The 25,796-nt window shown below is 60.3% G+C and carries 21 protein-coding genes and 1 pseudogene; 9 read left to right on the top strand and 13 right to left on the bottom strand.

What is annotated here, in order from left to right; all coding sequences use genetic code 11:
- Positions 1–20: 20 nt before the first annotated feature.
- The 4 genes from HMPREF2894_RS00820 to dapE all read right to left on the bottom strand — a co-directional run bounded on the left by HMPREF2894_RS00820 (position 21) and on the right by dapE (position 3,866).
- Positions 21–398 carry a twin-arginine translocase TatA/TatE family subunit gene (locus HMPREF2894_RS00820; protein ID WP_005505243.1) on the bottom strand — a complete coding sequence of 126 codons (378 nt, stop codon included), beginning with the start codon at positions 396–398 and terminating at the stop codon, positions 21–23.
- Positions 399–799: 401 nt separating this feature from the next.
- Complete coding sequence (locus tag HMPREF2894_RS00815) at positions 800–2,170, bottom strand: hypothetical protein (RefSeq protein ID WP_070677411.1); 1,371 nt, start codon at positions 2,168–2,170, stop codon at positions 800–802.
- 5 nt (positions 2,171–2,175) lie between these two features.
- A complete protein-coding gene (locus tag HMPREF2894_RS00810; RefSeq protein ID WP_070677408.1) occupies positions 2,176–2,583 on the bottom strand; it encodes a taurine ABC transporter substrate-binding protein in 408 nt (135 codons plus the stop codon).
- Between the two features lie 104 nt (positions 2,584–2,687).
- The gene (gene dapE / locus HMPREF2894_RS00805) at positions 2,688–3,866 is read right to left on the bottom strand and encodes a succinyl-diaminopimelate desuccinylase (RefSeq protein ID WP_070677406.1); all 1,179 of its coding nucleotides are present in this window, start codon (positions 3,864–3,866) and stop codon (positions 2,688–2,690) included.
- A 101-nt stretch (positions 3,867–3,967) separates the two neighbouring features.
- On the opposite strand from dapE, the gene dapD reads away from it, so the two are divergent.
- The 7 genes from dapD (at position 3,968) to HMPREF2894_RS00770 (ending at position 10,936) form a co-directional block, all read left to right on the top strand.
- Positions 3,968–4,933 carry a 2,3,4,5-tetrahydropyridine-2,6-dicarboxylate N-succinyltransferase gene (dapD, locus tag HMPREF2894_RS00800; protein WP_070677403.1) on the top strand — a complete coding sequence of 322 codons (966 nt, stop codon included), beginning with the start codon at positions 3,968–3,970 and terminating at the stop codon, positions 4,931–4,933.
- A gap of 278 nt (positions 4,934–5,211) precedes the next feature.
- Complete coding sequence (locus HMPREF2894_RS00795) at positions 5,212–6,096, top strand: DUF4253 domain-containing protein (RefSeq protein WP_070677400.1); 885 nt, start codon at positions 5,212–5,214, stop codon at positions 6,094–6,096.
- A gap of 201 nt (positions 6,097–6,297) precedes the next feature.
- Positions 6,298–7,311, top strand: coding sequence for a UDP-glucose 4-epimerase GalE (galE, locus tag HMPREF2894_RS00790; protein ID WP_049346894.1), 1,014 nt, complete (start codon positions 6,298–6,300; stop codon positions 7,309–7,311).
- Positions 7,312–7,686: 375 nt separating this feature from the next.
- Positions 7,687–8,451, top strand: coding sequence for an amino acid ABC transporter ATP-binding protein (locus tag HMPREF2894_RS00785; RefSeq protein WP_049337287.1), 765 nt, complete (start codon positions 7,687–7,689; stop codon positions 8,449–8,451).
- Between the two features lie 15 nt (positions 8,452–8,466).
- Entirely contained in the window at positions 8,467–9,297 is an 831-nt protein-coding gene (locus HMPREF2894_RS00780; protein WP_070633829.1) for a glutamate ABC transporter substrate-binding protein, read from the top strand.
- 20 nt (positions 9,298–9,317) lie between these two features.
- Positions 9,318–10,001: an amino acid ABC transporter permease gene (locus tag HMPREF2894_RS00775; RefSeq protein WP_049327621.1), complete on the top strand. Its 684-nt coding sequence runs from the start codon at positions 9,318–9,320 to the stop codon at positions 9,999–10,001.
- Entirely contained in the window at positions 9,998–10,936 is a 939-nt protein-coding gene (locus tag HMPREF2894_RS00770) for an amino acid ABC transporter permease (protein ID WP_005508486.1), read from the top strand. The genes HMPREF2894_RS00775 and HMPREF2894_RS00770 overlap by 4 nt, the downstream gene beginning before the upstream one ends.
- Positions 10,937–11,055: 119 nt before the next feature.
- Here HMPREF2894_RS00770 and dapC read toward each other — a convergent pair whose 3' ends face one another.
- The 6 genes from dapC to HMPREF2894_RS00740 all read right to left on the bottom strand — a co-directional run bounded on the left by dapC (position 11,056) and on the right by HMPREF2894_RS00740 (position 20,350).
- The gene (gene dapC / locus HMPREF2894_RS00765) at positions 11,056–12,195 is read right to left on the bottom strand and encodes a succinyldiaminopimelate transaminase (protein ID WP_070677397.1); all 1,140 of its coding nucleotides are present in this window, start codon (positions 12,193–12,195) and stop codon (positions 11,056–11,058) included.
- 195 nt (positions 12,196–12,390) lie between these two features.
- Positions 12,391–12,711, bottom strand: a complete 321-nt coding sequence (fdxA, locus tag HMPREF2894_RS00760; protein ID WP_005505213.1) for a ferredoxin — start codon at positions 12,709–12,711, stop codon at positions 12,391–12,393.
- A 500-nt stretch (positions 12,712–13,211) separates the two neighbouring features.
- Positions 13,212–14,561: a PIG-L family deacetylase gene (locus HMPREF2894_RS00755; RefSeq protein WP_070677393.1), complete on the bottom strand. Its 1,350-nt coding sequence runs from the start codon at positions 14,559–14,561 to the stop codon at positions 13,212–13,214.
- A 341-nt stretch (positions 14,562–14,902) separates the two neighbouring features.
- Positions 14,903–16,816, bottom strand: a complete 1,914-nt coding sequence (gene typA / locus HMPREF2894_RS00750; RefSeq protein ID WP_070677390.1) for a translational GTPase TypA — start codon at positions 16,814–16,816, stop codon at positions 14,903–14,905.
- A gap of 210 nt (positions 16,817–17,026) precedes the next feature.
- Positions 17,027–17,959 carry an NAD(+) diphosphatase gene (locus tag HMPREF2894_RS00745; protein WP_070677387.1) on the bottom strand — a complete coding sequence of 311 codons (933 nt, stop codon included), beginning with the start codon at positions 17,957–17,959 and terminating at the stop codon, positions 17,027–17,029.
- 219 nt (positions 17,960–18,178) lie between these two features.
- On the bottom strand, positions 18,179–20,350 hold the full coding sequence (locus HMPREF2894_RS00740; RefSeq protein WP_070593660.1) for an acyltransferase family protein: 2,172 nt from the start codon (positions 20,348–20,350) through the stop codon (positions 18,179–18,181).
- A gap of 395 nt (positions 20,351–20,745) precedes the next feature.
- On the opposite strand from HMPREF2894_RS00740, the gene pgi reads away from it, so the two are divergent.
- Positions 20,746–22,422, top strand: coding sequence for a glucose-6-phosphate isomerase (pgi, locus tag HMPREF2894_RS00735; RefSeq protein WP_070677384.1), 1,677 nt, complete (start codon positions 20,746–20,748; stop codon positions 22,420–22,422).
- Positions 22,423–22,549: 127 nt separating this feature from the next.
- On the opposite strand, the gene HMPREF2894_RS00730 is transcribed toward pgi, so the two are convergent.
- The 3 genes from HMPREF2894_RS00730 to HMPREF2894_RS00720 all read right to left on the bottom strand — a co-directional run bounded on the left by HMPREF2894_RS00730 (position 22,550) and on the right by HMPREF2894_RS00720 (position 24,598).
- Positions 22,550–23,254, bottom strand: a complete 705-nt coding sequence (locus HMPREF2894_RS00730) for a pyroglutamyl-peptidase I (RefSeq protein WP_070677381.1) — start codon at positions 23,252–23,254, stop codon at positions 22,550–22,552.
- Positions 23,255–23,296: 42 nt separating this feature from the next.
- Positions 23,297–23,899, bottom strand: coding sequence for an LOG family protein (locus HMPREF2894_RS00725; protein WP_049341841.1), 603 nt, complete (start codon positions 23,897–23,899; stop codon positions 23,297–23,299).
- 150 nt (positions 23,900–24,049) lie between these two features.
- Positions 24,050–24,598: an NUDIX hydrolase gene (locus HMPREF2894_RS00720; RefSeq protein ID WP_210399391.1), complete on the bottom strand. Its 549-nt coding sequence runs from the start codon at positions 24,596–24,598 to the stop codon at positions 24,050–24,052.
- A 251-nt stretch (positions 24,599–24,849) separates the two neighbouring features.
- Between HMPREF2894_RS00720 and HMPREF2894_RS00715 the strand changes: the two are divergent.
- Positions 24,850–25,796 (top strand): annotated as a pseudogene (locus HMPREF2894_RS00715) (hypothetical protein); the annotation flags it as partial.

Genomic DNA, 25,796 nt, shown 5'->3' with positions numbered 1-25,796 from the left:
GTTCTTATCTATTCAAAATCTTAGGTTGCGTCCACGTCGAAGGGGGCGTATGCGCCTCGCGGAAGAGCACGGCTCTCCGACTTTTCCTTCTCCTTCAGCAGCGCCTCTTCACGTTCCTTCGCCTCACGCTCACGCTCGGCGTCATCCTCAGCGAACGCCTGCTTCACAATCACGCGCGGATCGTACTGGCGGGGGTCGTACTGGCGCCAGTTAATATCTTCCAGACCCGTCTCGCCCAGGGCTTCCTTGAAGTCGTCCTTCGCGTCGAACGCCATACGGCGCACGGTCTTGACGAATTCACGAATCTGGCGGGCGTATTCGGGCATGCGTTCGGGACCAATCACCACAAACGTGATGATGGCCAAAATAATCAACTCGGTGCCACTAATACCAAACACAGAATATAGATTATCAGTTCCGAGCCAGCACCGCCGAACCCGCGGCGCTTTCTGGACGTGTCTTTAAGCTCTGGACAAGCAGAAGGCGTACGCTACAGCACCGCGGAGGAGCATTGCGCTCACGGCTAAGAACACCACATCAGCGGTTTACGGCGGGTAGTCTCCGCCGCCGGGTTAAAACGCTACGGCTCCAACCGCAGGCACGCCCGCCTCCCGAACGCAAAAGACCGCCGGCAGCACACCGGCGGTCTCCAGTCACAATATTCGGTTTACGGCGGGTAATCTCCACCGCCGGGTTAAAACGCTGCGGCTCCAACCGCAAACACGCCCGCCTCCCGAACGCAAAAGACCGCCGGCAGCGCACCGGCGGTCTCAAACATCCGTTGAATAGATTCAGCGGTTTACGGCGGATAATCTCCACCGCCGGGTAGCTGCTTCCAATGCCACAGCCAGCCCACCCAGCCCCACTGCGCACACGCACCCGCCACCAGCAGCGCCCAACGATACGCCCGCGAACGGCTCGCCGCCGCCACCACAAGCACCAGCGGGAACAACGGCAACAACAGGCGGAACGTCGAGGACTGCGGATTCAAAAACAGAATCAAATACGCAAAATAACTCAGGCACCACAGGTTCAACGGAGCCGCCAAAACCCTACGCGCCAACGGGCTCAAACACAGAGCAATAAATCCCAAAATCAGCAGGGTCAGCAGCACCGGAGCCGCATACCCAAAGTACAGGTAACCCTGCGACAGCCACGGCTGAATCGGTGCCAAATGGGTACCGCGCCACGCCGTCTCCGTGGCGGTGTACGCATCCACACGGCCCGTAGCCCACCACACAATCGCAGGCCACACCAGCGCACACGCACACACCACCAAGGCGCTGACCAGCTGCCCCAGATGACGCACAAACGCCGTACCCATCCCCGACTGGCGGCTCGAACGCACCCAGCACGCAAACCACCACAGGCCGGCAGCCGCGCCCAGGGGTACACCCACCGGACGGGACAGACACGCCAAAGCCGCCACAGGAACCAGCAGACCGTAGCGTCCCTGAACCAGGCACAGCAGCGCACCGACAAGGAACACCAGGTTCAGCGACTCCGCATACGGAACCTGAAGCACCGGCGCCACCGGCAAGAACGACACCAACGCCACAGCCCACATAGACAGGGCAGAAGGCGACTCCTCACTCTTGAAACCGGTTGCCTTCAACGACGCCTCAAACAGCAGGTAAATCACCCACGCCGCCGCGAAACCGGCAATCAGAGCAACCGTCGCCGCTACCGGGTAGTACCCGATGCCCGTCGCACGACTAATAGCACCGGAAAGCTGCGGGAAAATCGGGTAAAAAGCCCACTGATTCTGCTGAACCACACCCGCCGCGTTCACCGGCAGCTCACTCGGGTAGCCCTGTACCGCAATCTGCTCATACCAGCCGGCATCCCAGATGCTAATGAACGACAGGTAATCCAGGTGCTGACCCCACGGGCTGCGCAGCTGCTGCTGACCGACCACGGCAAACACGATGAAACCCCACACGCGGGACAGACCGTAAATCAGCAGTACCGACAGCCACGCGGGCAGGGCACGCAGACGCTCCCCCACCCTGCGCAAACGCTCACCGGTAGCGGTATACGCCCAGGTCAGAAGCTCATCAAAGGACTCACCCTGCTCTTCCTTCGCGGAGGAGGTGCGAGGTGCCGAGTCAGCGGCGGAGTTAGCGCGGGCGGGCGGAACAGGGCTAGTGTGCGCAGAAGGAACACTCACCGGCGTTAGCTCCCTTCAGCCGGAGTAGCCGCCTGACCAGAGGAAGCCGCCGGGACGTTCTTTCGCTTCTCCACAAAGTCATGGGCGCTCAAGGTGCTCTCCGCATCATCAGCCAGCGGAACCGCGACGCGACGCACGGGCTCAGCAGCACCCTCAGCGGATTCTGCGGCTGCTTCGGCAGAAGCATCACTGGATGCTGACTCACTCGCCGACACCTTTTCGTCCTCGGGATTGCCGAAGAAACGAACCGAGGTAGTCAAATCCTCCACACGGTCGAAAGTTCCTAAACCGTCACGGCCCACGCCGCTGAAGAACGCGGCGCCGGGTACGGCACGCTCACCTCCGAGCGCCACAACGGAGAGCACCGCGATGCCCGAAATCAGCAGGGCAAGCAGAATCAGAAGAAAGTTCATGTCAATCTCATATCATGCAGGACCGTCAACCCCTGACGGTCACCTAAATTCAAATAGTAGCGCCAGCACCGACAGAATCAGCACCAACAGAGTTAGCGCCGCGGCTAGTCCTCGTCGCGGTCGCTGAGCAGCCAGGCACGCAAATCTGCGTGGCAGCGGGTCAGCTGGCTAAAGCTCACGTGTTCGTTATCGGTGTGAGCCAGCAGAGCGTCACCGGGGCCGAAGTTCACCGCGGGAATACCGATCTCGCTCAGGCGCGCCACGTCCGTCCAACCGTACTTCGGCTGAGGTTCCTGCCCCACAGCCTCAATCAGGGAAGCCGCCAGCGGGGTGTCCAGTCCGGGGCGTGCCGCCGGGGAAAGATCCACAAAGTCCAGCTCGTATCCGGCGAAGACCTCACGCACGTGGGCGACCGCCTCATCCAGGGTCTTATCCGGGGCAAACCGGTAGTTCACGTGCATTGCCGCCGCATCAGGAATCACGTTACCGGCAACGCCACCAGAAATCTGCACCGCATTCAGACCCTCACGATAGTCCAGGCCCTCCACCGCGATGGTCTTCGGCTCGTAGGAGGCGAGCGCCGCCAACGCCGGTGCCAGGGCGTGAATTGCGTTCTCGCCACGCCATGCACGCCCCGAGTGGGCGGCGAGGCCGCGGGTGCGCACGAAGAAACGCATGGTGCCGTTGCAGCCGCCCTCAATGGTGCCGTTGGTCGGTTCAAGTAGCACACCGAAGTCTGCGTCAGTGATGAGCTCGCCGTGGTTGCGGATCAGGCGCGCCAGCCCGGAGAGTTCGCTGGCGACTTCTTCGTTGTCGTAGAAGATGTAGGTCAGGTTGTAGTCGGTATCCTGCGCGGTCAGTTCGGCGGCGAGCTTCAGCTGAACCGCCACGCCGCCCTTCATATCCGTTGCGCCGCGACCGTACAGCACGCTGTGCCCGTCCTCTTCACGCACCGTGGACGGCACGGTACCCAGCGAGCCCTGAACGGTGGGCAGGGGCACGGTGTCCAGGTGACCGGCAAGAATAATGCGGGTGCGTTCCCCCTCAGCGCCGGGCAGCGGCGGGAATTCGGTGCGGGCGATAATGGCGTCCCCGTCACGGGTCAGCTGCAGGTGCGGGCAGAACGACAGCGCCGTGTGCACGGCGTCAGCAATTGGCTGCTCATTGCCGGAAACCGACTTGTAATCCAACAGGGCACGGGTCAGCTCGGGCATGGACACGTCCAGGTTCAGGGGCGGCTGCGGTACAGGGTGACGCTCAGAATTCTTGGGGGAAACGCTCATCCTTCCACCTTACAGGTTCGCCCGCGCCCACACCCACGCCCTCAACGCCGATATCGAGCATATGAGACGGTCTTGAAGGGGCTCTAACCCCCAAAACTATAATGGGAAGCATGTCTGAAAACACTCCCCGTTACGCCTCCGGCGTTGCACTGGTCAATGTTGTTGTCTCTGGCGAGCACGCCGGCACCGTCCTGGATGCATGGTTCCCCGCCCCCTCCCTCACCCAGACCCCCGACCTGTCCATCGCGGACGAGCTGGAGGACCTGGCCGTTGAGCACCCTGCGCGCAACGCCCGTACCGAGGTGCGTACCGCCTCCATCAACCTGGATGAGGCACCCGAAGACGCAGTCGACGCGTACCTGCGTCTGCACCTGCTCTCCCACACTCTGGTTCGCCCCAACGAGCTGAACCTGGACGGCCTGTTCGGCACCCTGGCGAATGTTGCGTGGACTAACCACGGCCCGGTGCTTGCCGCCGAATTCCAGAAGCTGGCGATTGGTCTGCGCAAGCTGGGCAACCTGAGCGTGAGCCACATTGATAAGTTCCCGCGCCTGGTGGATTATGTGGTTCCCGCCGGCGTGCGCATTGGCGACGGTGACCGTCTGCGCCTGGGTGCGCACCTGGCGTCCGGCACGACCGTGATGCACGAGGGCTTCGTGAACTTCAACGCCGGAACCCTGGGCACCTCCATGGTTGAGGGCCGTATTTCTCAGGGCGTTGTGGTGGGCGACGGCTCGGATGTGGGTGGCGGCGCCTCCACGATGGGTACCCTCTCCGGTGGCGGCACTCAGCGCGTGTCTATTGGTGAGCGTTCTCTGCTGGGTGCGGAGTCCGGTATCGGTATTGCCCTGGGTGATGACTGCGTGGTTGAGGCTGGCCTGTACGTGACCGCCGGTTCGCGCGTGAGTGTTCTGCTGCCCGGTCAGGAGGCGCGTGTGGTGAAGGCTGCGGAGCTGTCCGGCGTGTCGAATCTGCTGTTCCGCCGCAATTCGATCAGCGGCGCGATTGAGGTTCTGCCGCGTGCGAAGAACACCGTGGAGCTGAACGAGGCGCTGCACCTGAACTAGTCTGTAGCTGAACTAGCGCTGGTTGCCCTTGCAAACGTTGGGGGTCGGCCCGCGAACTTTAGGGATCGGCTTTAGGGGTCGGGATGTGTGAAGCATCCCGGCCCCTTTTCTGTGTCCTGTGTTCCTTCTTCTGCCGCTCTCACAGGCTGGGCTCGAATCCGCGGCGGCTACGATGACCGTTTTCAGGGCGGGATGCTCGGGCTTTCGCTAGGCTGGTAGTACCGGGTACAGCGCACCCGCCATGACTGACCACTTGTACAGTTCAGAGAGGAACTCAGATGTCTGAATCAACTAAGTCAGAGTCGACGATGAGCGAAACCTACCGGCACTTTACGCGCCTTTTCCCCTACCCGCACGAGCGTATTCCAATGGGTGCTCCTGCCGCTGATGCCATGGCTCGTTACGATGAGCTGGCTAAGCTGGGGCGCGCGCAGGGGTTCGTCCCCTTCTTCCTGAACCTGAACGATACGGTACTTGAAAGCATGGTTATCGCGGTGTCCCTTGAGCACGACATCATTGACGATGTTGAGACTCTGACCCCCGAGCAGGTGAGCGCCTACACTCGTGCCGTCCTGCAGCGTTACCGTACCGCCCGGGGTGGTGCCTCCGCCGAAGAGTATGGCAGCGCAGTCATTGCCCAGCAGCTGCGCCGGGTTGCCGACGATGGCGAAGAGACTCACGAGGACAACCCGGACGACTTCAACCTCAACGAGCTTATTGACGAGTTTATGAGCTCCGATCTTCTGCCCGATGAGGAGCCCGAAGATGACGCCCCGACTCTTTCCGCCCTGCTCTGCTACGAGCTTTTGGATGAAGAAGAGAAAGGCGAGATGCTCCTGCTGCAGATTCCGACCGATGACCCCGCCGATATTCCCGCGTACCTGCCCTTCGGCGGCTGGAATGACTGCCCAGGCGCTGAAACTCAGCTGGCGTTCACCCACTATTGGCGTGAAAAGTACGGTGCCATCCCGGCGGCTCTTGACGGTGCTGACTGCCTAGAGTTTCTGGTGGAACGCCCCGTCACCGACCCGGTGGAGGCGAAGAAGGTGGCGGTCGAACAGTTCGCGTTTTGTTCTGATCTTCCGTTCCAGGTGTTTGAGGATTTTGAGCAGCTGACGGAGTTTATTCACCAGAGCCGCCAGTGGTATTTCTGGTGGGATTAGACGCAAGCTATACAGCGAGGTGGGGGCGAGTGTCGACACACCTCAATAACGCCTCCCACGTGCTCACATCAGAGTGCACAAGCGCACAGTGTTCCGCAGTACTTACACCGCATGCACGGCTGTACCATTAGATACAGCTCAACAGCTTTTGTCCCCCATCCGGAGCACTTTTTCCGGATATATAAAGCCCGAAAGGACATCATGAAGGTACTCGTTACCGGCGGCGCCGGCTACATCGGCTCCCACACTGTACTTGAACTGCTCAAGGCAGGCCACGACGTCGTCGTCATGGATAACCTCGCGAACTCTTCCGAGGAGTCCCTCAAGCGCGTCGCTGAACTCGCTGGCCGCGCCCCCGAGTTCCACAAGGTTGACCTGCTCGACCTCGAAGGTATGAAGGCTCTCTTCAAGCAGGTTCGCCCCGACGCTGTGATTCACTTTGCGGGTCTGAAGGCTGTGGGCGAGTCCGCAGAGAAGCCGCTGTGGTACTACCAGACCAACGTGGCTGGCACCCTGAACCTGCTGTACGCAATGGATGAGGCTGACTGCCACTCCATCGTGTTCTCCTCCTCCGCTACCGTGTACGGTGAGCCCGAGTCCATGCCTCTGATTGAGAAGATGAACATGGATGCGCAGTCCTGCTACGGCCGCACCAAGGAGCACATTGAGGATATGCTGGTTGACCTGGCTGCTTCCGACTCCAAGTGGAACATTGCTCTGCTGCGTTACTTCAACCCCGTTGGTGCGCACGAGTCCGGCCGTATCGGTGAGGACCCGGCGGGCATCCCGAACAACCTGGTGCCCTTCATCGCGCAGGTTGCTGTGGGTCGCCGCGAGCACCTGAACGTCTTCGGTAACGACTACCCGACCGTTGACGGTACCGGCGTGCGCGACTACATCCACGTGGTTGACCTGGCTGACGGTCACCTGAAGGCGCTGAACTACATTACTGAGCACGGCGGCCTGCACACCTGGAACCTGGGTACCGGTAACGGCTACTCGGTTCTGCAGGTTCTGCACGCGTTCGAGGAGGCGTGCGGTAAGGAGCTGCCGTACAAGATTGTGGATCGTCGCCCCGGTGACGTTGCGGTCTCTTACGCTGATCCTTCCTCTGCTCTGGCGGATCTGGGTTGGAGCGCTAGCCGCGACATTAAGACCATGGTTCGCGACCACTGGAACTGGCAGAAGAACAACCCCAACGGTTACGAAGCCTAAGCTGTTTTAGCCCCTTGTGAGGGGTGTTGAAGAGTGCCCGATAGGTGTTATCTCACCTATCGGGCACTTTTTTGCGCTTTTTTCGAAATTTTTACCAAGTCGTGACTACCTCCCCAAAGGCGTTTGACACCTCGTGAGTGCGTAGAGAAAGGGAAGAATATATTCCCTAGTCAGAGCCTTTTGTGAAGATGGGGTGTTTTTTACCCATATTTTTACGTCAAAAATACTATAACTATGCATTCATGCTTAAAAATTCACATTGCTTACCCAGTAAAGTGAATATTTTGCAGACAGGAAACCGTCTGAGGCGTAAGCTGAAAACTCAGCATACAGACAACCCGCATCATAGACGCACCTCACGTGAAAGGGTTCAAAATGTCCGCACAGGCAGCTCCCGAAGCGCAGAAAAACCTCATCGAAATCGCCAACGTCAACAAGTACTACGGCACCAACCACGTTCTGAAGAACATCAATCTTTCCGTGGGAAAAGGTGAGGTCGTCGTCCTCCTCGGCCCCTCCGGTTCCGGCAAATCCACCCTCTGCCGAACCATCAACCGCCTCGAAACTATCACCAGCGGATCCATCACCATTGACGGACAAGAACTACCCGAAGAAGGCCGCGCACTCGCCAAGCTCCGCGCCGAAGTCGGCATGGTTTTCCAGTCCTACAACCTCTTCGCGCACAAGAACATCCTCGATAACGTAACCCTTGGGCCCCGCCGAATCCGCAAAATGTCCAAGTCAGAGGCAGAAGCAGAAGCCATGAACCTGCTCGCGAAGGTCGGTGTGGATTCCCAGGTGCACAAGATGCCCGCAGAGCTTTCCGGCGGTCAGCAGCAGCGCGTCGCCATCGCCCGTGCACTCGCCATGAAGCCCAAGGTCATGCTCTTCGACGAACCCACCAGCGCGCTCGACCCCGAAATGGTCAACGAGGTGCTCGACACCATGGTCTCCCTCGCGAGGGAAGGCATGACCATGATCGTGGTGACCCACGAGATGGGTTTTGCCCGCAAGGCGGCAGACCGCATCGTCTTCCTTGCCGACGGCGAGATCATCGAAGAGGCGCACCCGGACGAGTTCTTCACCAACCCGAAGAGCGAGCGCGCCAAGGACTTCCTGTCCAAGATCATCAACCACTAAAGCAGAGGGACCGACATGCAAAAATATTCACGTAGGCTCGCGGCACTCGCCGCAGCAGTATCCCTCGCTCTGACCGGCGTCCTCGCCGGATGCTCCAGCGCAGACAGCGACCATAAGATCCGCATCGGCATCAAAGTAGACCAGCCCGGCCTCGGTTACCAGGACGGCAACACCTACACCGGTTTCGACGTGGAGGTGGCACGCTACGTCGCCGGCAAGCTCGGCTACTCCGAAGAGCAGATTGAGTTCGTCGAATCCCCCGCCGCTAACCGCGAAAACATGCTCAACACCGGTCAGGTAGACATGATTTTTGCGACCTACTCCATCTCTGAAAGCCGCAAGAAGACCGTGGACTTCGCAGGCCCCTACTACACCGCAGGTCAGGACCTGCTCGTGCGTGCCGACAACACCGACATCAAGGGACCGGACGACCTCAACGGCAAGAACCTCTGCTCCGTCACCGGCTCCACCAGCGCCCAGAAGGTGCAGGACAAGTTCGCCAAGAACGTGAACCTGGTCAAGCAGAACAGCTACTCCGACTGCGTGGTCGCCCTCAACGGCGGCGTGGTGGACGCCGTCACCACCGACGACATTACCCTCGCCGGTCTGGCAGCCACCAAAGCGAACAAGGGCAAGCTGAGAGTGGTCGGCTCCCCCTTCACGACCGAACGCTACGGCGTGGGTCTGCCCAAGGGCACCGACAAGTGCGAAGCCGTGAACAACGCCATCAACGAGATGGTTGCCGACGGTACCTGGGAGAAACTCATCACCAAGTACACCGAAGGCACCGGCTACCACTACAACACCGAAACCAACCCGCCGCACCTGGGCACCTCCTGCGCCTAGGTCTCTAGAGAGGTTCACGAATGTCATTCTTTGACCAACTCGGCACCCTCCTGTCCAAGTACGATGTGGTTGGCGCCTTCATGACCAATATTCAGCTGACCTTCTGGGCGGCTCTTGGCTCGTTCGTTCTCGGTACTGTGCTGGCGCTCATGCGCATCAGCCCCGTCCCGTCCCTGCGCTGGGTGGGCACCGCCTATGTGCATACTGTCCGTAATACTCCGCTCACCATCATGATGACTTTCGCCATTTTGGGTGTGTGGACGCAGTTCCAGCTCTCCTTCTCGCACGATTTCGACACGAACTTCTTCGTGTACGCGGTCATTGCCCTGTCGATTTACCATTCGGCGTTTATCTGCGAGGCGATCCGTTCGGGTGTGAACACCGTGCCGAAGGGTCAGGCTGAGGCGGCACGCGCTATCGGTCTGGGTTTCTTCGACACCGCCCGCCTGGTGATTTTCCCTCAGGCTCTACGCGGCGCCATTACCCCGCTCGGCAATACTCTGATTGCGTTGACGAAGAACAGCACTGTCGCCTCGGTCGCGTCGGTGGCGGAGGCCTCCGGGCTGATGAAATCCATGATTGAGTTCGACGCGAACATGGTGCTTGCTATCTTCATCATGTTTGCGATGGGCTTTGTCATCATTGTTGTTCCCATTGGTGCGTTGACCACCTGGTCATCCCGTAAGCTGGCGGTGAAGCGATGAAAAACCCTTTTATCAGTAATGACACCCGCGCCGCTTCTTCGGTGCTTTTCGACGAGCCGGGTCCTATCGCGCAGCGTCGTATCCGCATCTTCAACATTGCTGCGGTAGTCCTTTTTGCACTATTTGCGGTGTATGTGCTGACCGTGATGGGTCAGAAGGGGCAGCTGGAGGCAGAAAAGTGGACTGACCTGTTCACCGCCCGCGCCTGGAGCTCCTACTACCTGCCGGGCCTTGCCTCGACCCTGTCGGCGGCAGCGGTTTCGGTGGTTACCTCGGTTGCGTTCGGTGTGGTCTTCGGTATTGCTCGACTCTCCCAGTACCGCGTTATCCGCTGGTTCGGCACCGTGGTGGTAGAGTTCTTCCGCGCCGTGCCGGTGCTGATCATGATGATCTTCTTCTGGCTGTTCTTGGGCAAGTACAGCGGCCTTCCGCCGGCTCAGCTGCCCTTCATCGCCGTGGTGATTGGTCTGACCCTGTACAACGGCTCGGTGATTGCTGAGCTACTGCGTTCGGGCGTGAAGCAACTTCCTCGCGGTCAGGGCGAGGCGGGTCTTGCGATTGGTCTGACCCCGACCCAGACGCTGATTCGGATCCTGCTTCCGCAGGCGTTCACCGCGATGATGCCCTCAATGCTCAGCCAGTTCGTTGTGATTCTGAAGGACACCGCCCTCGGTTACATCATCTCCTACCCCGAGCTGCTCGCTTCGGCGCGCCGCATCGGTTCCGGTGACGGCAACGTGCTGCAGACCCTGATTCTGGCGGCGGCACTCTTCGTGACGGTGAACTTCGTGCTGACGGCTGTAGCAACCGGCATTACGGACAGGCTGGCGTCGCGCACCTCCGCAAAGGTGACCCGAAACCTGATTCCGGACGCTCTGGATAACCCGAACCCGCCGACCGTTCAGATGTTCGTTCTGCCCGGCGACCGCAAGTAACCCTTCTCGTTCGGGCTCCTCAGCCAACGATTATCAGCAGATACGGCAAAGCCCCAGCACTCCCCTTTCGGGAGGGTGCGGGGGCTTTCTGCTATGCGGGCTAGTTAGACCCGTCGGGGCTACTTAGCGGCCGATGCCTTCAGACGCTCAGCAGCCTTCGCCACCGCCTCATCAGAAGCGGTCAGGGCAATACGCACGTAGCCTTCGCCGTCCTCGCCGTAGAACACGCCGGGGCCAGCAATAATACCCAGCTCCGCCAGGCGACCAATGGAATCCCAGGTGGACTCACCGAAAGTGGTCCACAGGTACAGGCCAGCCTCAGAGTCCTCAATGCGGCCACCGGCGGCGGTAATCGCCTCCTCCAGCACCTCGCGGCGGGCACGGTACAGGTCCTTCTGCGCCGCCACGTGCGCCTCATCAGCCAACGCAACCATCATCGCAGCCTGCACGGGTGCGGGCACAATCATGCCGGCGTGCTTGCGGCTATTAATCAGGTTCGGCATCAGCTCGGGGGCACCGGCAATGAACGCGGCACGGTAACCGGCGAGGTTCGACTGCTTCGACAGCGAGTACACCGCGAACAGGCCGGTGAAGTCGCCGTCGCACACACGCGGATCCAGGATGGACGGCACCGGCTGACCGCCGCGCGCCTCATCCCAAGCACCCCAGCCAAGCTCCGCATAGCATTCATCGGATGCCACCACGGCACCGATTTCACGCGCCTGCGCCACAATCTCACGCAGCTGCTCCACGGTACGGACCGTGCCGTTCGGGTTCGCCGGGGAGTTCACCCAAATCAGCTTCACACGGCTGCGGGTGTCAGCGTCCAGCTCATCCAAGCTATCGGCGGGCACAGACTCGGCGCGGGCGAAGCGGGCACCCATATCGTAGGTGGGGTACGCAACGCGCGGGTACACGACCACATCGCCCGGGCCCAGGCCCAGCAGGAACGGCAGCCACGCCACGAGCTCCTTCGAACCGACCGTGGGCATGATCGCGTCCGGGCTCAGACCGGTCACGCCGCGGCGGCGCGCAAACCACTCAGCAATAGCCTCACGCAGGGCGGGGGTGCCGTGGGTGGTCGGGTAGCCGGGAGCGTCAGAGGCAGCCGCCAGTGCCTCGCGAATGTTCTGCGGGGTCGGGTCAACCGGGGTGCCGATGGACAGGTCCACCGGGCCGTCCGGGTGGGCGGCCGCGGTTGCGCGGTAGGGGGCGAGCGCCTCCCAGGGGTATTCGGGCAGGTTCAGGCCGTAAGTCATTGTGTCACCTGGTTGCTTGGGAATAGTTTTCGTCATTTTAGTCTAGCGTCCGTGCGCTGGCGTGCCTACAGCAAGAGCCTCCATTCCAGCGCCTAGACGGTGCGTGGGCACCGGGTGCTGTGATGGAGGCTCTTGGCACCCGTTAGCGGGTGCGGTCAGTCTATGCGGTTATACCGTAATTACTCGCCGCAGGGATTACTCGCCACGAGGGGGCAGCGCCGCGATGAAGGGCACGTCCTTGCCTGTGGGGCCGAGCTTTGCTGCGCCGCCGGGGGAACCCAGGTCGTCGAAGAAGTCTGCGTTGGCGCTGACGTATTCGCTCCACTCTTCGGGGACGTCGTCTTCGTAGTAGATTGCTTCTACGGGGCAGACGGGCTCGCAGGCGCCGCAGTCCACGCACTCATCCGGGTGGATGTACAGGGTGCGTTCGCCTTCGTAGATGCAGTCGACGGGGCATTCTTCAACGCATGCGCGGTCTTTGACATCCACGCAGGGAAGCGCGATTACGTAGGTCATTGGTGTGCCTTTCTAGAAGCTGTTCGCCCCGTGCCCGCCGTTCTGCGGGTCGTCTGCTGCAGGGCAGAATCTACAGAGTAAACCGCCGAGTGGTTGGTACCCGGCGGGGAAGTCTGTGTATAGTCTATCGCGCGCTGACTGTTTAACAGTATTTTCGTGGTGTATCAGACAGTGGGTCATTGGGTTTGTGGGGGTATTTTTTAGGCTAGGCTGACCTGGTATTTATTTGCATTACGACTAGTCGGCTGGCTTTTAAAAATAGATTAAGCCAAAAATGAAATCTTCGTCACATGAATTTTTTGATGAAGTTGCCATTATTTCCACCTCCGCTAAATTCACCGAATAACGCATAAATTTTCTTCCCTATTGTCCTCTACCTGAGCCTCTATCCGGCGGGTGCAGAAGACAGCAGCGGTGCAGCGCCCAAAAACAGCAGGAGGGGCGTCCCTGCTAACCGGAACGCCCCTCCCCCACGTTATGACATAGTAATAGCCTTCAAGCTACTTCTTAGCGCGCGCACGCTGATGCGCCGCACGCGGCGAGAAATACTGCGCGTCCTTCACGCGAGCGCGCGTGTACACGAGCATGCCCAGCATCGCCGCGACCGGGGCGCCGAACCACCACAGGGCACCGTAGAAGCCAATCGCCGAATGGCCCGGGTTCACCAGAACAAACGGCGAATCGGGGCGACCGTAACCGAGCACGTACACGGTCACGAACACTGCAACAGCCACGACCGCCGCCGCGTAGCCGCGACGCAACGACAGGGCGCACCACAGGGCGGTAAAGAAAACCGTCAGGTACGCCACCAGCAGGCCCAGCGGTAGGGCGGTATCGCCCGCGTACACGACCCAGGCATGGTAAATCGAGCCGGCGATACCGGCAAAAATGCCCAGAATCGAGCCGGTCAGAACGCCCGCCACCAGACCAGCCTCCTGCGGCTTCGGGTGCACGGTCGCGGTCGGGTCACCGTCGAGCACACGGAAAGTCTCCACGGCAGAAATCTTCTGCGGCACCTTATTCGAGTACTCAAAAGTCTTCTCGTCCACCACCGTGATCTGGGTGCGGTGCGCCTCCATTGCCTTACGCTTGGCGGTGCCATCACCGTAAATAGCAGCTTGCAGACGCTGATCCGCCGTATCGAACTCCCCCTCAATGCCCCAGGTGAGAATCGGGCGGTCCTCGTCATCTTCAAGAATCTGCAGGGCGCGGTGCACGATCTCGTACACGCGCACGTGGTCGGGGTGGCCGTAGCCGCCGTCCGAATCGTAGGTGACCAGAACATCCGGGGTGAGGGCGCGGATAGCGGCAACCAGCGCCTGAGCCTGCGGTTCCAGCGGCTGCGCGGTCAACGAATCAGCCGCCGCCACCGGGTTGGCGACGGGCTTACCCTCCGGGCCCCACGCCATGCCGGAGTCACGGTATAGCGGCAACGTGCCCTCCGCAACGGCGGGTTCCTGCCCCAGGAAGAACTGCTTCTTCACGCCCAGCGCCTTGATAGCGCCGGCAAGCTCACCGGTGCGATACTCGCCCAACGCCTCACCGTTATCACGGCAGCCGGGCTTACCGACCTCCAGGTGATGTAGCTCCTCGGGGATGACCTCGCCCAGCTCGCCGCGGGTAGCGGTCAGCAGGTACACCTCCGCGCCCTTCTGCGCATAGTACGCCATGGTTGCGCCGGTCGAGGAGGTTTCGTCGTCCGGGTGTGCATGCACAAACAGGATGCGTGCCTTCTTCGCATCGTAGTTATTCGGCAGCAGGTCACGGCGCGATCCGGGGGCGATGCGCTCACCCTGCGTGGGATAGCTAGGGGTCGCAGAATCAGGCTGAGTGTTCTCGGTTTCAGACACAGGCTTTCCCTCTCATACGCAGGGTTGGGTTTCTTAGACGGTCAAAGCGCGCCGGCAATTTACATCGTTGAGTAGCAGACGTTGAGTAGCTGACGGGTGCCACCACCGTGCAGGCGCATTATTTTATCTTACACACTCGCATGCACAGCGCGGGGTGTTCGGGCTTTTCGGAGGCGGTTTTAGGCAGCGCGCAGAAGCACAATTCCGCCCCCATACCTCTCCCCCGCCGATATTTTCCGAAGGCGTTCGAGGGTTAAACAGAACCGCCGCCACCTTCCATACAGAAGGTAGCGGCGGCTCTATGCGACAGTTACAACCACTAGGAAGTAACTTCGGCAGTATTAGTCGTTCGCACGGGCGCGGCGGCGGAACTCGCGGACACGCTCGTTGGAATCCAGGATAACCTTGCGGATACGAATCGCCTCGGGGGTCACCTCAACGCACTCGTCTTCACGAGCGAACTCCAGGCACTCTTCCAGGGTCAGCTTCTTCGGCGGGGTCAGGTTTTCGAAGTTGTCCGCGGTCGAAGAACGCATGTTGGTCAGCTTCTTTTCCTTGGTGATGTTAACTTCCATGTCGTCTGCACGGGAGTTCATACCAACGATCATGCCCTCGTACACCTCAGAGGTGGGCTCCACGAAGAAGGTGCCACGCTCCTGCAGGTTGATCATCGCGTAGGGGGTCACCACGCCGGCACGGTCAGCGATCAGCGAACCGTTGGTGCGGTACTCAATGTCGCCAGCCCACGGCTCGTGCTCAATCGAGTAGGAGGAAGAAATACCGGCACCGCGGGTCTCAGTCAGGAACTGAGTACGGAAACCAATCAGACCACGTGCGGGAACAGCGAACTCCATACGGACCCAACCGGTACCGTGGTTCGACATGTTCTCCATGCGGCCCTTACGTGCAGCCATCAGCTGGGTGACAGCACCCAGGTGTTCCTCGGGCACGTCAATGATCATGTGCTCCATGGGCTCGTAGACCTTGCCGTCGATGGTCTTGGTAACCACCTGGGGCTTACCCACGGTCAGTTCGAAGCCTTCGCGGCGCATCTGCTCCACGAGGATAGCCAGGGCGAGCTCGCCACGACCCTGAACCTCCCACGCGTCCGGACGCTGGGTGGGCAGAACCTTGATGGACACGTTACCGATCAGCTCGCGGTCCAGGCGGTCCTTCACCTGACGTGCGGTGACCTTTGCGCCCTTGACTCGGCCAGCCAGCGGGGAGGTGTTAATACCGATGGTCATGGAGATCGCGGGATCGTCCACCTTAATCAGCGGCAGGGGCTTGGGGTTCTCAGCGTCGGTGAGGGTTTCACCAATGGTGATGTCCTCGATACCAGCCACTGCGACGATCTCGCCGGGACCAGCGGACTCTGCGGGAACGCGCTCGAGAGCCTTAGTCGCCAGCAGCTCGGAGATGCGGACGTTCTTGATTTCACCGTCGTGACGTGCCCACGCAACGGTCTGGCCCTTCTTCAGGGTGCCGTTGAAGATACGGACCAGTGCCAGACGACCCAGGAACGGGGAGGAGTCCAGGTTGGTCACGTGTGCCTGCAGAACCTCGTCCGGGTTGTAGGTGGGGGCGGGCACGTGCTCGATGATGGTCTTGAACAGCGGCTCAAGGTCGTCGTTGTCGGGCAGCTGGCCGTCTGCGGGCTGGTTCAGGGATGCAGCACCAGCCTTACCGGATGCGTACACCACCGGAACGTTCAGCACAGCGTCCAGGTCCAGGTCGGGAACCTCGTCCGCCAGGTCGGATGCCAGGCCAAGCAGCAGGTCCATGGACTCGCCAACGACCTCGTCGATACGGGAGTCGGGGCGGTCCACCTTGTTCACCACGAGGATCACGGGCAGCTTAGCAGCCAGTGCCTTACGCAGCACGAAGCGGGTCTGGGGCAGCGGACCTTCGGATGCGTCCACGAGCAGCACAACGCCGTCAACCATGGACAGGCCGCGCTCCACCTCGCCACCGAAGTCGGCGTGGCCGGGGGTGTCAATAACGTTAATGGTGATGGTCTCACCGTTGGCGGAAGGGCCGTTGTAGAACACGGTGGTGTTCTTCGCCAGAATGGTGATGCCCTTTTCCTTTTCGAGGTCGCCGGAGTCCATGACTCGGTCTTCAACATCTGCGTGGGCAGAGAAGGCGTGGGTCTGCTGCAGCATCGCGTCGACGATGGTGGTCTTGCCGTGGTCAACGTGTGCCACGATAGCCACATTGCGAAGGTCGGGGCGCGAAGCGGTGTTTTCAGACATGCGTTAAGTTTCTCGCTTAAATCTAGGGGATAGTCTTGCCAACGGGTGCGCTCTAGACAGCGCAGGGGGTCACAGGGCAGTACCCACAGATAGGTATCTGGTGGTCGTTGCCGGTTTGGGTGTTTGCCGATGGACCCGCTCTGCGATGAGAACGTTTCCGGGCACGCCAAAACGGACCCCCCTCCGTTGGGCTTAGCTACCAGTGTATCACTAGGGCTTTTCTGCGAGCCACTCATCAATCATGCGGCGAGCGACGGCGTTCGTGCCGGGCAGCTCCAGCTTGGCGGGGTCATCCTCGTCACTGTTGCCACGTTCCTCCGAAATAGCAATCGCCTCACGCAGCTCAGCGGCGGTGAACCAGCGTGCGGCACGAATCTCACCGTCGTGGTGGATGATGGTTTCGTTCTCATCCACGCGCACCCGGTAGCAAATCATGAGCGAACGCGGGAAAGGCCACACATCGCTCATACGGTACTCGGTGCTGAGGGCGTGCAGGCCGGTTTCTTCGTAGACTTCGCGGGCGATTGCCTCTTCGAGGTTCTCGCCAGGGTCAACGAAACCGGCAATGAGGGCGAAGCGGTTGGGGTGCCACTGGCGGTTATTCGCCAGCAGTACGCGCTCGCCGTCGCGGCTGGTCACCAGCGCCATGACGGCGGGTTCGATGCGGGGGAATACCATCTCGCCGGAGGCGGTGCGGCGGATACCCTTAGAACCGAGGGGCGCCTCCTCGCCGCTGTATGCGGAGTAGCGCATGTCGATGAGGTAGTCGCGGCGTGCCAGGGCGGTGGCGTAGTGGGCGCGGCCTTCCGGATCCTCGTGGACCGGGTAGTAGCGGAAACCACTGGCGGAGGCGCGCACCCGAGGGTTATTCAGGTCGGTAGCGACCTGCGCGAGGGTTTCGTCCTCGCAGTAGAGCACGTGCACCTCTGCTTCACTATCCTTCTGGGCGTCGGCACCGTAGGCGGCGGGGCGAATCACGCTACGCGCAAGGATGGCCTCTTCGGTCAGCGGCTCGGCAGCATCGTTACCGGTCAGGTAGTGCAGGGTTCCGTCATTGTTGAGGAGGGTTTCCCCTTCGCGGGAAATGAGCAGGTAGCGCGGTGCGTGAGTGTCAGCGGGCGTGTGTTCAGGTGAAGAAGTCATAGGTTTTACTCTACTCCGCTCACCTCCATTCCGTTCAAACAGCCCGCGCGCGTGGCAACCGTTTGCCTGGCAAAACCAAAAGCCGACTCCCCTCCCAACTAAACTACCCTCGTTACCCAACAGTCCACGAGGTGTAGAAAAGCCGACAAAGCACAGCAAAGCCCCCTCCCGCACGCAACGGAAGGGGGCACTGCACTCTTCACAATCTTATCAGGTGCGTTACTTTGCGGTGGTTCCCTTCGGGTCCCAACCAGCGGCAAGGGCACGCTCGTAGATAATATCGGTCAGGGTTGCCTCATAGACATTCGTCAGGTGGTTCGAGTCAGCGTACATGTAGACGTTGCCCTGAATCACGGAGCACTTGCCGTCGGGGCAGTACACATCCTTCAGATCGATCTGGTAGGCGCCACGATCAGCGTACTTGGCGAAAATCGGGGCGGCAGGATCATCACCGTACTTTGCTTCCACCGGTTCAGAGCAGTCATCGATATTCTTCGCTTTCATAGCACACATGTACATGTCAGAGGCGAAACGCGGGTTATCGCGAATACCAATAACCTGAATACCTGCGTCGGTTAGCTTGCGCAAAGTCTCGTCTAGACCGGGGTCTACGGTTTCGCCCTCAGCGGTTGCTGCTGTGGTGGTCGAAATAATAAATACAGTAGAGGGCTTGGCCGCCAGAATTTCAGCGGTCGCATTCTCACTGAACGGGATGCAACGCTTCATGAACCCATTCACCGTATTCGCAGGCTGGGTGAAAGGATACGGGCAGCCGGTTAGCAACAGGTTCAGCTGATTAGCACCCACCTGCTTAGAAATGCCTTTCAGAGCTTCTGTCTTCTGCAGGGCATGAGAGCTGCCCACCACGGCGAAGAGAGGCGCATCATCGGAAGCGTTCTTCGTATAGCCGCAGCTAATGTCCAATTGTTCATTAATCAGAACATAAGAGCCCTTACAGCCGGTATCCCAGGGGACGAATAGACTAGTAATAGTCGCATTCTTCGGTATAGGATCAGCCTCAACGAGTTCCTTATCGGGTGAGAGCGCACGCGCACCGGGGTAGGTGTCGACATCATTCTGGACGCTAGCCATCGCATTGCTGATGACCTGCGCGTCACGCTGCTCAGCCAGTGCGCGGGTACCGAGCACGGTCGGTGCGACCAGGGCAAGAATTGCTGCGACGAACGCAATATTGCCAGCCCACGCTGCGTAGGAGGTCACGGGGCGCTTGAACTTCAGCTTGGAGGCGAGTGCCGGTAGGAAGTTATCGGATGCCGAGCGCAGGGGCTTCTCCACGAAGCGGTTCAGAACCCACGCCAGGCCAATCGATGCAGCAATCAGTACGGTGCCTTCGAGGAAGGAGACGCGCGGCTTACCCACGGCGGCGCTGTACAGCACGAGCATGGGCCAGTGCACCAGGTACAGGGCGTAGGAAATGTTGCCCAGGTTCAGCAGCGGCTTGGACACCAGCAGGCGGTCAATTGCGAACTTGTGGTCGGTGCGGCCGGCAATAATGAGCAGCGCGCCGGAGAGAATCGGCCACAGCGCCAGGAAGCCGGGGAATGCCTTCTCCACGGGCAGCACGGCACCGCAGGTAATCAGACCGATGATACCGATCCAGCCCATGGCCACGCGGGTGCCCATGTGCGCGGGCTTCCACTTGAGGGTCATGATGGCGAGCAGGGTACCGACCGCGAACTCCCAGAGGCGGGTGCGGGTGTCAAAGTAGGCGTATGCCGCGAAGTTCTTGGTCTCCCAGACGGAGAACGCGAAGGATGCGCAGAAGACTAGGCCGAAGACCAGCACGGCAGCGGGTACCGGCTTGATACGAGTCTTCTTCACCAGCAGAGCGGCGATTGCGAAGAGCACCGGCCACAGCAGGAAGATCTGACCCTGAATGGACAGGGACCAGAAGTGCAGGAAGGGCGACTTGCCGCCGGTGTTAGAGGCAAAGTAATTCACCGAGTTATTCGCCAGGTTCCAGTTCTGCCAGTAGAACAGGGACGCCTGCGCGTCCACGGCACGTGCGCTCCAGATGGTCGGCGAGAGCACCAGGAAGCTACCGGCGAGGGTCAGCAGAATCACGACCGACGCTGCGGGCAGCAGACGGGTGAACACGTGGGTCCAGTAGTTCAGGAGCTTGAGGGGCTTACCCTCATTGATTTTCCGCATGAAGGAAAGCGAAAGCAGGAATGCGGAAATGAAGAGAAAGACATCCACTCCGCCGGACACCTTACCCACCCACACATGGTAGATCACGACAAGCAGTACTGCGAACGCACGAAGACCCTGGATTTCAGGGCGGAAGCCGCGACTTTCCAGGAAAGATTCGTAGGGAGGATTCTGGTCGGTTTTGGACACACGAATCCCCTTGAAAAGATTAAATGCCATGTTTGGTTGTCCTGAGTGTTAAAGGCTTAGCCTCTACCCCAAAAGTCGTACCGGGTAGAACGCTGTATATGAGCATCTAGTGGATATTTCTTGGGGTGTTTCATGACCCCAGATACTTTGAGCCCTGGTCTAAGATTCTTTGAACTATATAGTCTAATGTTCTTTAAAGTGAAACTTCAAAGATTGTGGGCTTTCTCCCAGTCCCTCTGCGGCTCATTCCCTCTGCCGGTGGATACACACCCGACAAGGCATGTCACCATCTTCGATTTCTTCGAATTGCTCACTTCTTTTCTGTGCCGCTCACAGCAGTGCCAGGTTTCGATTTTTTCGCCGTATCGTTCCATATCACCTTCGAAAGAGATGACAGAGGCACCCGAAAATAAGAGAATGGAACCATGACTACTTCTATTGACCCTACGACCACCTCCGCATGGTCCGCTCTGTCTGCTCACCACAAGTCCCTCACTCCGAACCTGCGCGAATGGTTTGCCGCTGACCCGGAACGCGCGCAGATGCTCAGCTTCACCGCCGACGAACTGCACGTCGACCTGTCCAAGAACCTGATTACCCCCGAAACCGTCGAGCTGCTGGTCAAGCTCGCTGAAGAGGTCAAGCTGGAGCAGGCTCGCGAGGCAATGTTCTCTGGCGAGCACATTAACGTCACCGAGGACCGCGCCGTACTGCACACCGCACTGCGCCGCCCCGAGGGTTACACCCCCGCGCTGACCGTTGACGGCCAGGACGTAGACGCAGACGTTCACGCCGTGCTGAAGAAGATCTACGCATTCGCTGAGCGCGTGCGCAACGGCGAGTGGACCGGTATCACCGGCAAGCGCATCGAGACCGTTGTGAACATCGGTATCGGTGGCTCCGACCTGGGCCCGGTCATGGTGTACGAGGCTCTCAAGCCCTACGCTGATGCAGGCATCACCGCACGCTTCATCTCCAACATTGACCCCACCGACGTGGCTGAGAAGGTCTCCGGCCTGGATCCCGAGACCACCCTGTTCATCGTCGCATCCAAGACCTTCGGCACCCTCGAGACCCTCACCAACGCGCGCGTGGCACGCGAGTGGCTGCTGTCCGCACTGGCTGAGGCTGGCGCTCTGGAAGGCAAGGAAGCATCCGAGGCTGTGGCAAAGCACTTCGTGGCTGTCTCCACCGCGCTCGACAAGGTTGCAGCATTCGGCATTGACCCCGAGAACGCTTTCGGCTTCTGGGACTGGGTTGGCGGCCGCTACTCCGTAGACTCCGCTATCGGTACCTCCCTGGCTATCGTGCTGGGCCCGAAGGTCTTCGCTGACTTCCTCGCCGGCTTCCACGCTATGGATGAGCACTTCCGCACCGCTCCCTTCGAGAAGAACGTCCCCGTTCTGATGGGTCTGCTGAACATCTGGAACGTGAACTTCCTCGGTGCTGAGACCCACGCGGTTCTGCCCTACGACCAGTACCTGCACCGCTTCCCCGCATACCTGCAGCAGCTGACCATGGAGTCCAACGGCAAGTCCGTGCGCGCCGACGGTTCCTTCGTCAACTACGCAACCGGTGAAGTGTTCTGGGGCGAGCCCGGCACCAACGGCCAGCACGCCTTCTACCAGCTGATTCACCAGGGCACCCGCCTGATTCCCGCGGACTTCCTGGCCTTCGCCAACCCGGTCCACCCGACCAAGGACGGCGAGCAGGACGTTCACGAGCTGTTCCTGGCTAACTTCTTCGCACAGTCTCAGGCTCTGGCGTTCGGCAAGACCGAGGAAGAGGTTCGCGCAGAGGGCACCGCGGAGCACGTGGTCAACGCACGTATCTTCAGCGGCAACCGCCCCTCCACCTCCATCATGGCACCGCGCCTGACCCCGCGCGTTCTGGGCTCCCTGATTGCCCTGTACGAGCACATCACCTTCGTTCAGGGTGTTGTTTGGGGCATTGACTCCTTCGACCAGTGGGGTGTTGAGCTCGGTAAGAAGCTGGCGCTGGACCTGGTTCCCGCTATTGAGGGTGACCGCGAGGTTCTGGCTCGTCAGGATTCTTCGACTGCTTCGCTGATTGACTACTACCTGAAGAACCGCACCAAGTAGTAGTTCGAACCTATCCCCGAGGGTTTTATAGCCTGCGGGTATAGGATGCAAAACCGCCGGATAGGCTCCCAGTTAGGGAGGCTATCCGGCGGTTTTGTTATAGGGGTTCTAGCTCAGTACCGTGCTGCTAGTTCACGGCGGGCAGGGTGTCGGAGGCAACCTCAGCAATAATGCGCACCACGGTGGATTCGGGTAGCTGCGGGATGCCCTGCTCGTCACGTACTACGCCACCGGCGTCACGGTGAGCGGTCATGCCGGCGCCTTCGGTGGCCTCTGCACCGTCGGCGCAGGTTGCGGGCACGTGCACGAATCCTGCGGGGATGCTCAAGCCCAGTTCACGGCTGATGCGCTGGCCCTCGTAGAACACGTGGTTGCACACGTAGGTTCCGGCGGTGTACGAAATCTCGACCGGCTCCCCCGCCGCACGCAGGCGCTCAAAGCTGGCACGCACCGGTAGGGAGGAGAAGTACGCCTCCTGACCGCCGGGGGCGATCGGCTCATCGCAGCGCTTGTCGCCGTCGTTATCTTCAATACCGGCAGAATCCAGGTTGATAGCGACCTGCTCCAGGCTGACCACGTCGCGGCCAACCGCCACGCCCAAGCTGATGAGCGCGTCGGGCTGCACCTGTTGCAGGGCGGTGCGCAGGGCGGTGCTGGAACCGTCGTAACTGACGGGCAGCTCGCGGGTGATGACGGTCAAATCCGGGCGCATCCGGGCCAGCAGACGCTGAGCGCCTTCGGCGAGCGCTACGGTGGGGTTCACGGGCACGCCGGGAAACGGGCCGAAGAAGGTCAGCAACAGGGTGCGTGCCTGGTTGGGGGTGGTTGCCATAGTCGTTCTCGTTTTCTGCGTTGGTTTTATGCAGTGTTGGTTTTATTCGGCAGTGTTCTTTTCGGCGGCGTTCTTTTCGGCGGCGCGGCGCTCCAGGTCCTTGGCGAGCGCCTCCAGCAGCTCTTCGGGGGTGGTGACGATGATGAGCTCGTCCAGGTAGCGTTCGTTGAGCAGGCCGGTGGACGCCATGTAGTGCATGGCGTCGATGAGCTTGTCCCAGTAGCCGTTGACGTTCAGCAGCGCGACCGGCTTGGAGTGAATATCGAGGAACTGCCAGCTGAAAACTTCAAAGAACTCTTCGAGGGTGCCAGGGCCGCCGGGCATGGCGACAAACGCGTCAGCCTTGTCAATCATGGCGATTTTGCGCTGGTGCATGGTGTCCACAATGTCGAGGGTGGTCTGGCCGGGGTACACGCCCTCCAGGCCAACCAGCTTGTGGGTGACCACGCCGTAAACTACGCCGCCGGCGTCCAGGGTTGCGCCCGCAACGGTGCCCATGAGGCCGGTGCGGCCGCCGCCGTACACCACGCCAATATTGTTCTGGGCGCAGAGGGTGCCGAGCTCCTGGGCGCGGGTGGTGAAGAGCGGGTCGTTGCCGGAGCGTGCCCCGCAGTAGACGGCGAGGTTGTAGTCAGTCTTCTTCATGGTTCTCCTTGGGGTGTATGGGGGTTTCCGGGGTGGAGCGCCTCTATGCGTTCTACCCGTGATAGATGCTGCTATGTTGAGGGTACCGGATGCACCTGTGTACCTCATGTGTGCCACCCGCCGGTTCAGGGGGCACGTCAGGGGCGGGGGTTACGGTAGCGGGGTGCGTGCCAGCAGCGGGAAAATCTGCTCGGTATTCAGCGGTGCCTGCGATGCAGAATCGAAGGGGCTGCTCATGGCGGGGTTGACCCAGCGCAGCTCAGCGATTTCTGCCTGCGGCACCAGTGAAGCCAATAGCTCGTGTTGTTCGTCGGTGGGTGCGTATTCGTAGGTTTCGGCGCGTACCGTAAAGCCTGCCTCGTTCAGTGCCGCCGCTTCCAGGAGTCCGCGGTGGTGCATCCGGGCGGGGTCGGGGGTGAGCCCGATTTCTTCGTTCACTTCGCGGCAGGCGGTCTGTAGCGGGGTCTCCCCCGGTTCGGGTTTGCCGCCGGGCATCATGAACCCGTCGCTTCCTTGTTTGCGCACGGTGAGTACGAGCCCGTCCCGGTTGCGGATTGCTACGGCGCATACGTTCACGACGCGGTGCGTGCTGTCGATGGCGCTGTGCTCAGTAGCGCTGTGCTCAGTAGCGTTGGGTTCGGCGGGCGGGGAGGGCTGGGCTGCTTCTACTCGGTTCTGCGGGTTCTTCTGCGTGGGCATCTTTCTACCCTAGCATTTCCGTATCCTCCACCCGGCGCTGTGCGTGTTTGTCTTATTCATCCGCCCTATTGTGCGCCCTGTAGGCATTGGTTTTACGTAATATTTCGGCGAGTTATCTTATGTCCGGTTTATGCGTTTAGGTGCGTGTTACGGTGTAATTAACCGCGATGTCGCGGTACCGTATACGCACTCGACTTGGCGCGATACAGGAAGAGTGCGGATCACTCAATCACCCATGTAGAAGGAACTTCATGATGGCTAACTCTTCTCGTTCCCGCCGCTACGGTAGCGCCGGCGCTTCTGTTCTTCTTGCCGCTTCCTTGAGCTTGTGCGCTCTGCCTTCTGTTGCGGCAGCGAATACCCCGAATCCGGATAACCCACCGGTTATTACGGTCTACAACTACAAGGTTGAGACCAATACTCGTAAGTTGAAGACCGCCCTGCGTCTGAACAAGATTACGTTCAAGGCGTCGAAACTGCCCGCGAAAACTACCGCTTTCGCCCCGGCATTGCACGAGGCAAACCATAGGGGTTTCCCGTTTCTGAACCCGATTCAGACGGTGCGCGTTGAGGGCCCGTTCAAGGACGGCACGGCGACTGCGACCCATTACGTTCCCGGTAGCCTGATTGACCCGGCGAAGAACTACAGCTTCGTCGCTAATATCATCGTTGATGGTTACGGTGGCGGTCAGGTTCTGCGCATGGACGTTGTGAAGGATAGCGCCGCACCGGTTCTGTACGTGGATTCGCCGCGTCTGAACACCAAGGGTGAGACTGTGTTGAAGGTGCGCGGTACCGGCTACACGGGTGAGGCGACCCCGCACGGTGTGCGCGTGGTGGTGTCTGATACGAATGTGTGGGTTCCCGGTCGTTTTCCTCAGACGGGTATGCGCTTCGTGGCTGAGGTGACCGTACCTGCTTCGCAGATTCACAACGGTGCTTTTGAGACGGAGGTGAAGGTCCCGGCGGATGTTGCGGCGACGCTGAATACCTCTCACAAGTACATTGCGGGCACTATGGCGGCTGGCGTTCAGGGTGCTGAGTACGGCTCGTTTGATGCTCAGAAGCCTCTTGAGCTTTTCGCGCAGGAGCCCGTGGTGTCTGCGGTTCCGACCTATGCTCCGACGGTGGCTCCTCTGCCGGAAGCAACCGTGGGCGTGAACCCCACCGACGCACCCACCGTAGCGCCCTTGCCGGA

The organism is Rothia sp. HMSC066G02 (genome assembly GCF_001813145.1).
Taxonomy (GTDB): domain Bacteria; phylum Actinomycetota; class Actinomycetes; order Actinomycetales; family Micrococcaceae; genus Rothia.
This window is presented reverse-complemented; position numbering and strand designations above follow the sequence as displayed.

Bases quoted from the DNA above. Each gene is read 5' to 3' on its own strand.
- HMPREF2894_RS00810 (WP_070677408.1), bottom strand. From the start codon at position 2,583: ATGAACTTTCTTCTGATTCTGCTTGCCCTGCTGATTTCGGGCATCGCG.
- dapE (WP_070677406.1), bottom strand. From the start codon at position 3,866: ATGAGCGTTTCCCCCAAGAATTCTGAGCGTCACCCTGTACCGCAGCCG.
- dapD (WP_070677403.1), top strand. From the start codon at position 3,968: ATGGGAAGCATGTCTGAAAACACTCCCCGTTACGCCTCCGGCGTTGCA.
- HMPREF2894_RS00795 (WP_070677400.1), top strand. From the start codon at position 5,212: ATGTCTGAATCAACTAAGTCAGAGTCGACGATGAGCGAAACCTACCGG.
- galE (WP_049346894.1), top strand. From the start codon at position 6,298: ATGAAGGTACTCGTTACCGGCGGCGCCGGCTACATCGGCTCCCACACT.
- HMPREF2894_RS00785 (WP_049337287.1), top strand. From the start codon at position 7,687: ATGTCCGCACAGGCAGCTCCCGAAGCGCAGAAAAACCTCATCGAAATC.
- HMPREF2894_RS00780 (WP_070633829.1), top strand. From the start codon at position 8,467: ATGCAAAAATATTCACGTAGGCTCGCGGCACTCGCCGCAGCAGTATCC.
- HMPREF2894_RS00775 (WP_049327621.1), top strand. From the start codon at position 9,318: ATGTCATTCTTTGACCAACTCGGCACCCTCCTGTCCAAGTACGATGTG.
- HMPREF2894_RS00770 (WP_005508486.1), top strand. From the start codon at position 9,998: ATGAAAAACCCTTTTATCAGTAATGACACCCGCGCCGCTTCTTCGGTG.
- dapC (WP_070677397.1), bottom strand. From the start codon at position 12,195: ATGACTTACGGCCTGAACCTGCCCGAATACCCCTGGGAGGCGCTCGCC.
- fdxA (WP_005505213.1), bottom strand. From the start codon at position 12,711: ATGACCTACGTAATCGCGCTTCCCTGCGTGGATGTCAAAGACCGCGCA.
- typA (WP_070677390.1), bottom strand. From the start codon at position 16,816: ATGTCTGAAAACACCGCTTCGCGCCCCGACCTTCGCAATGTGGCTATC.
- HMPREF2894_RS00745 (WP_070677387.1), bottom strand. From the start codon at position 17,959: ATGACTTCTTCACCTGAACACACGCCCGCTGACACTCACGCACCGCGC.
- HMPREF2894_RS00740 (WP_070593660.1), bottom strand. From the start codon at position 20,350: ATGGCATTTAATCTTTTCAAGGGGATTCGTGTGTCCAAAACCGACCAG.
- pgi (WP_070677384.1), top strand. From the start codon at position 20,746: ATGACTACTTCTATTGACCCTACGACCACCTCCGCATGGTCCGCTCTG.
- HMPREF2894_RS00730 (WP_070677381.1), bottom strand. From the start codon at position 23,254: ATGGCAACCACCCCCAACCAGGCACGCACCCTGTTGCTGACCTTCTTC.
- HMPREF2894_RS00725 (WP_049341841.1), bottom strand. From the start codon at position 23,899: ATGAAGAAGACTGACTACAACCTCGCCGTCTACTGCGGGGCACGCTCC.
- HMPREF2894_RS00720 (WP_210399391.1), bottom strand. From the start codon at position 24,598: ATGCCCACGCAGAAGAACCCGCAGAACCGAGTAGAAGCAGCCCAGCCC.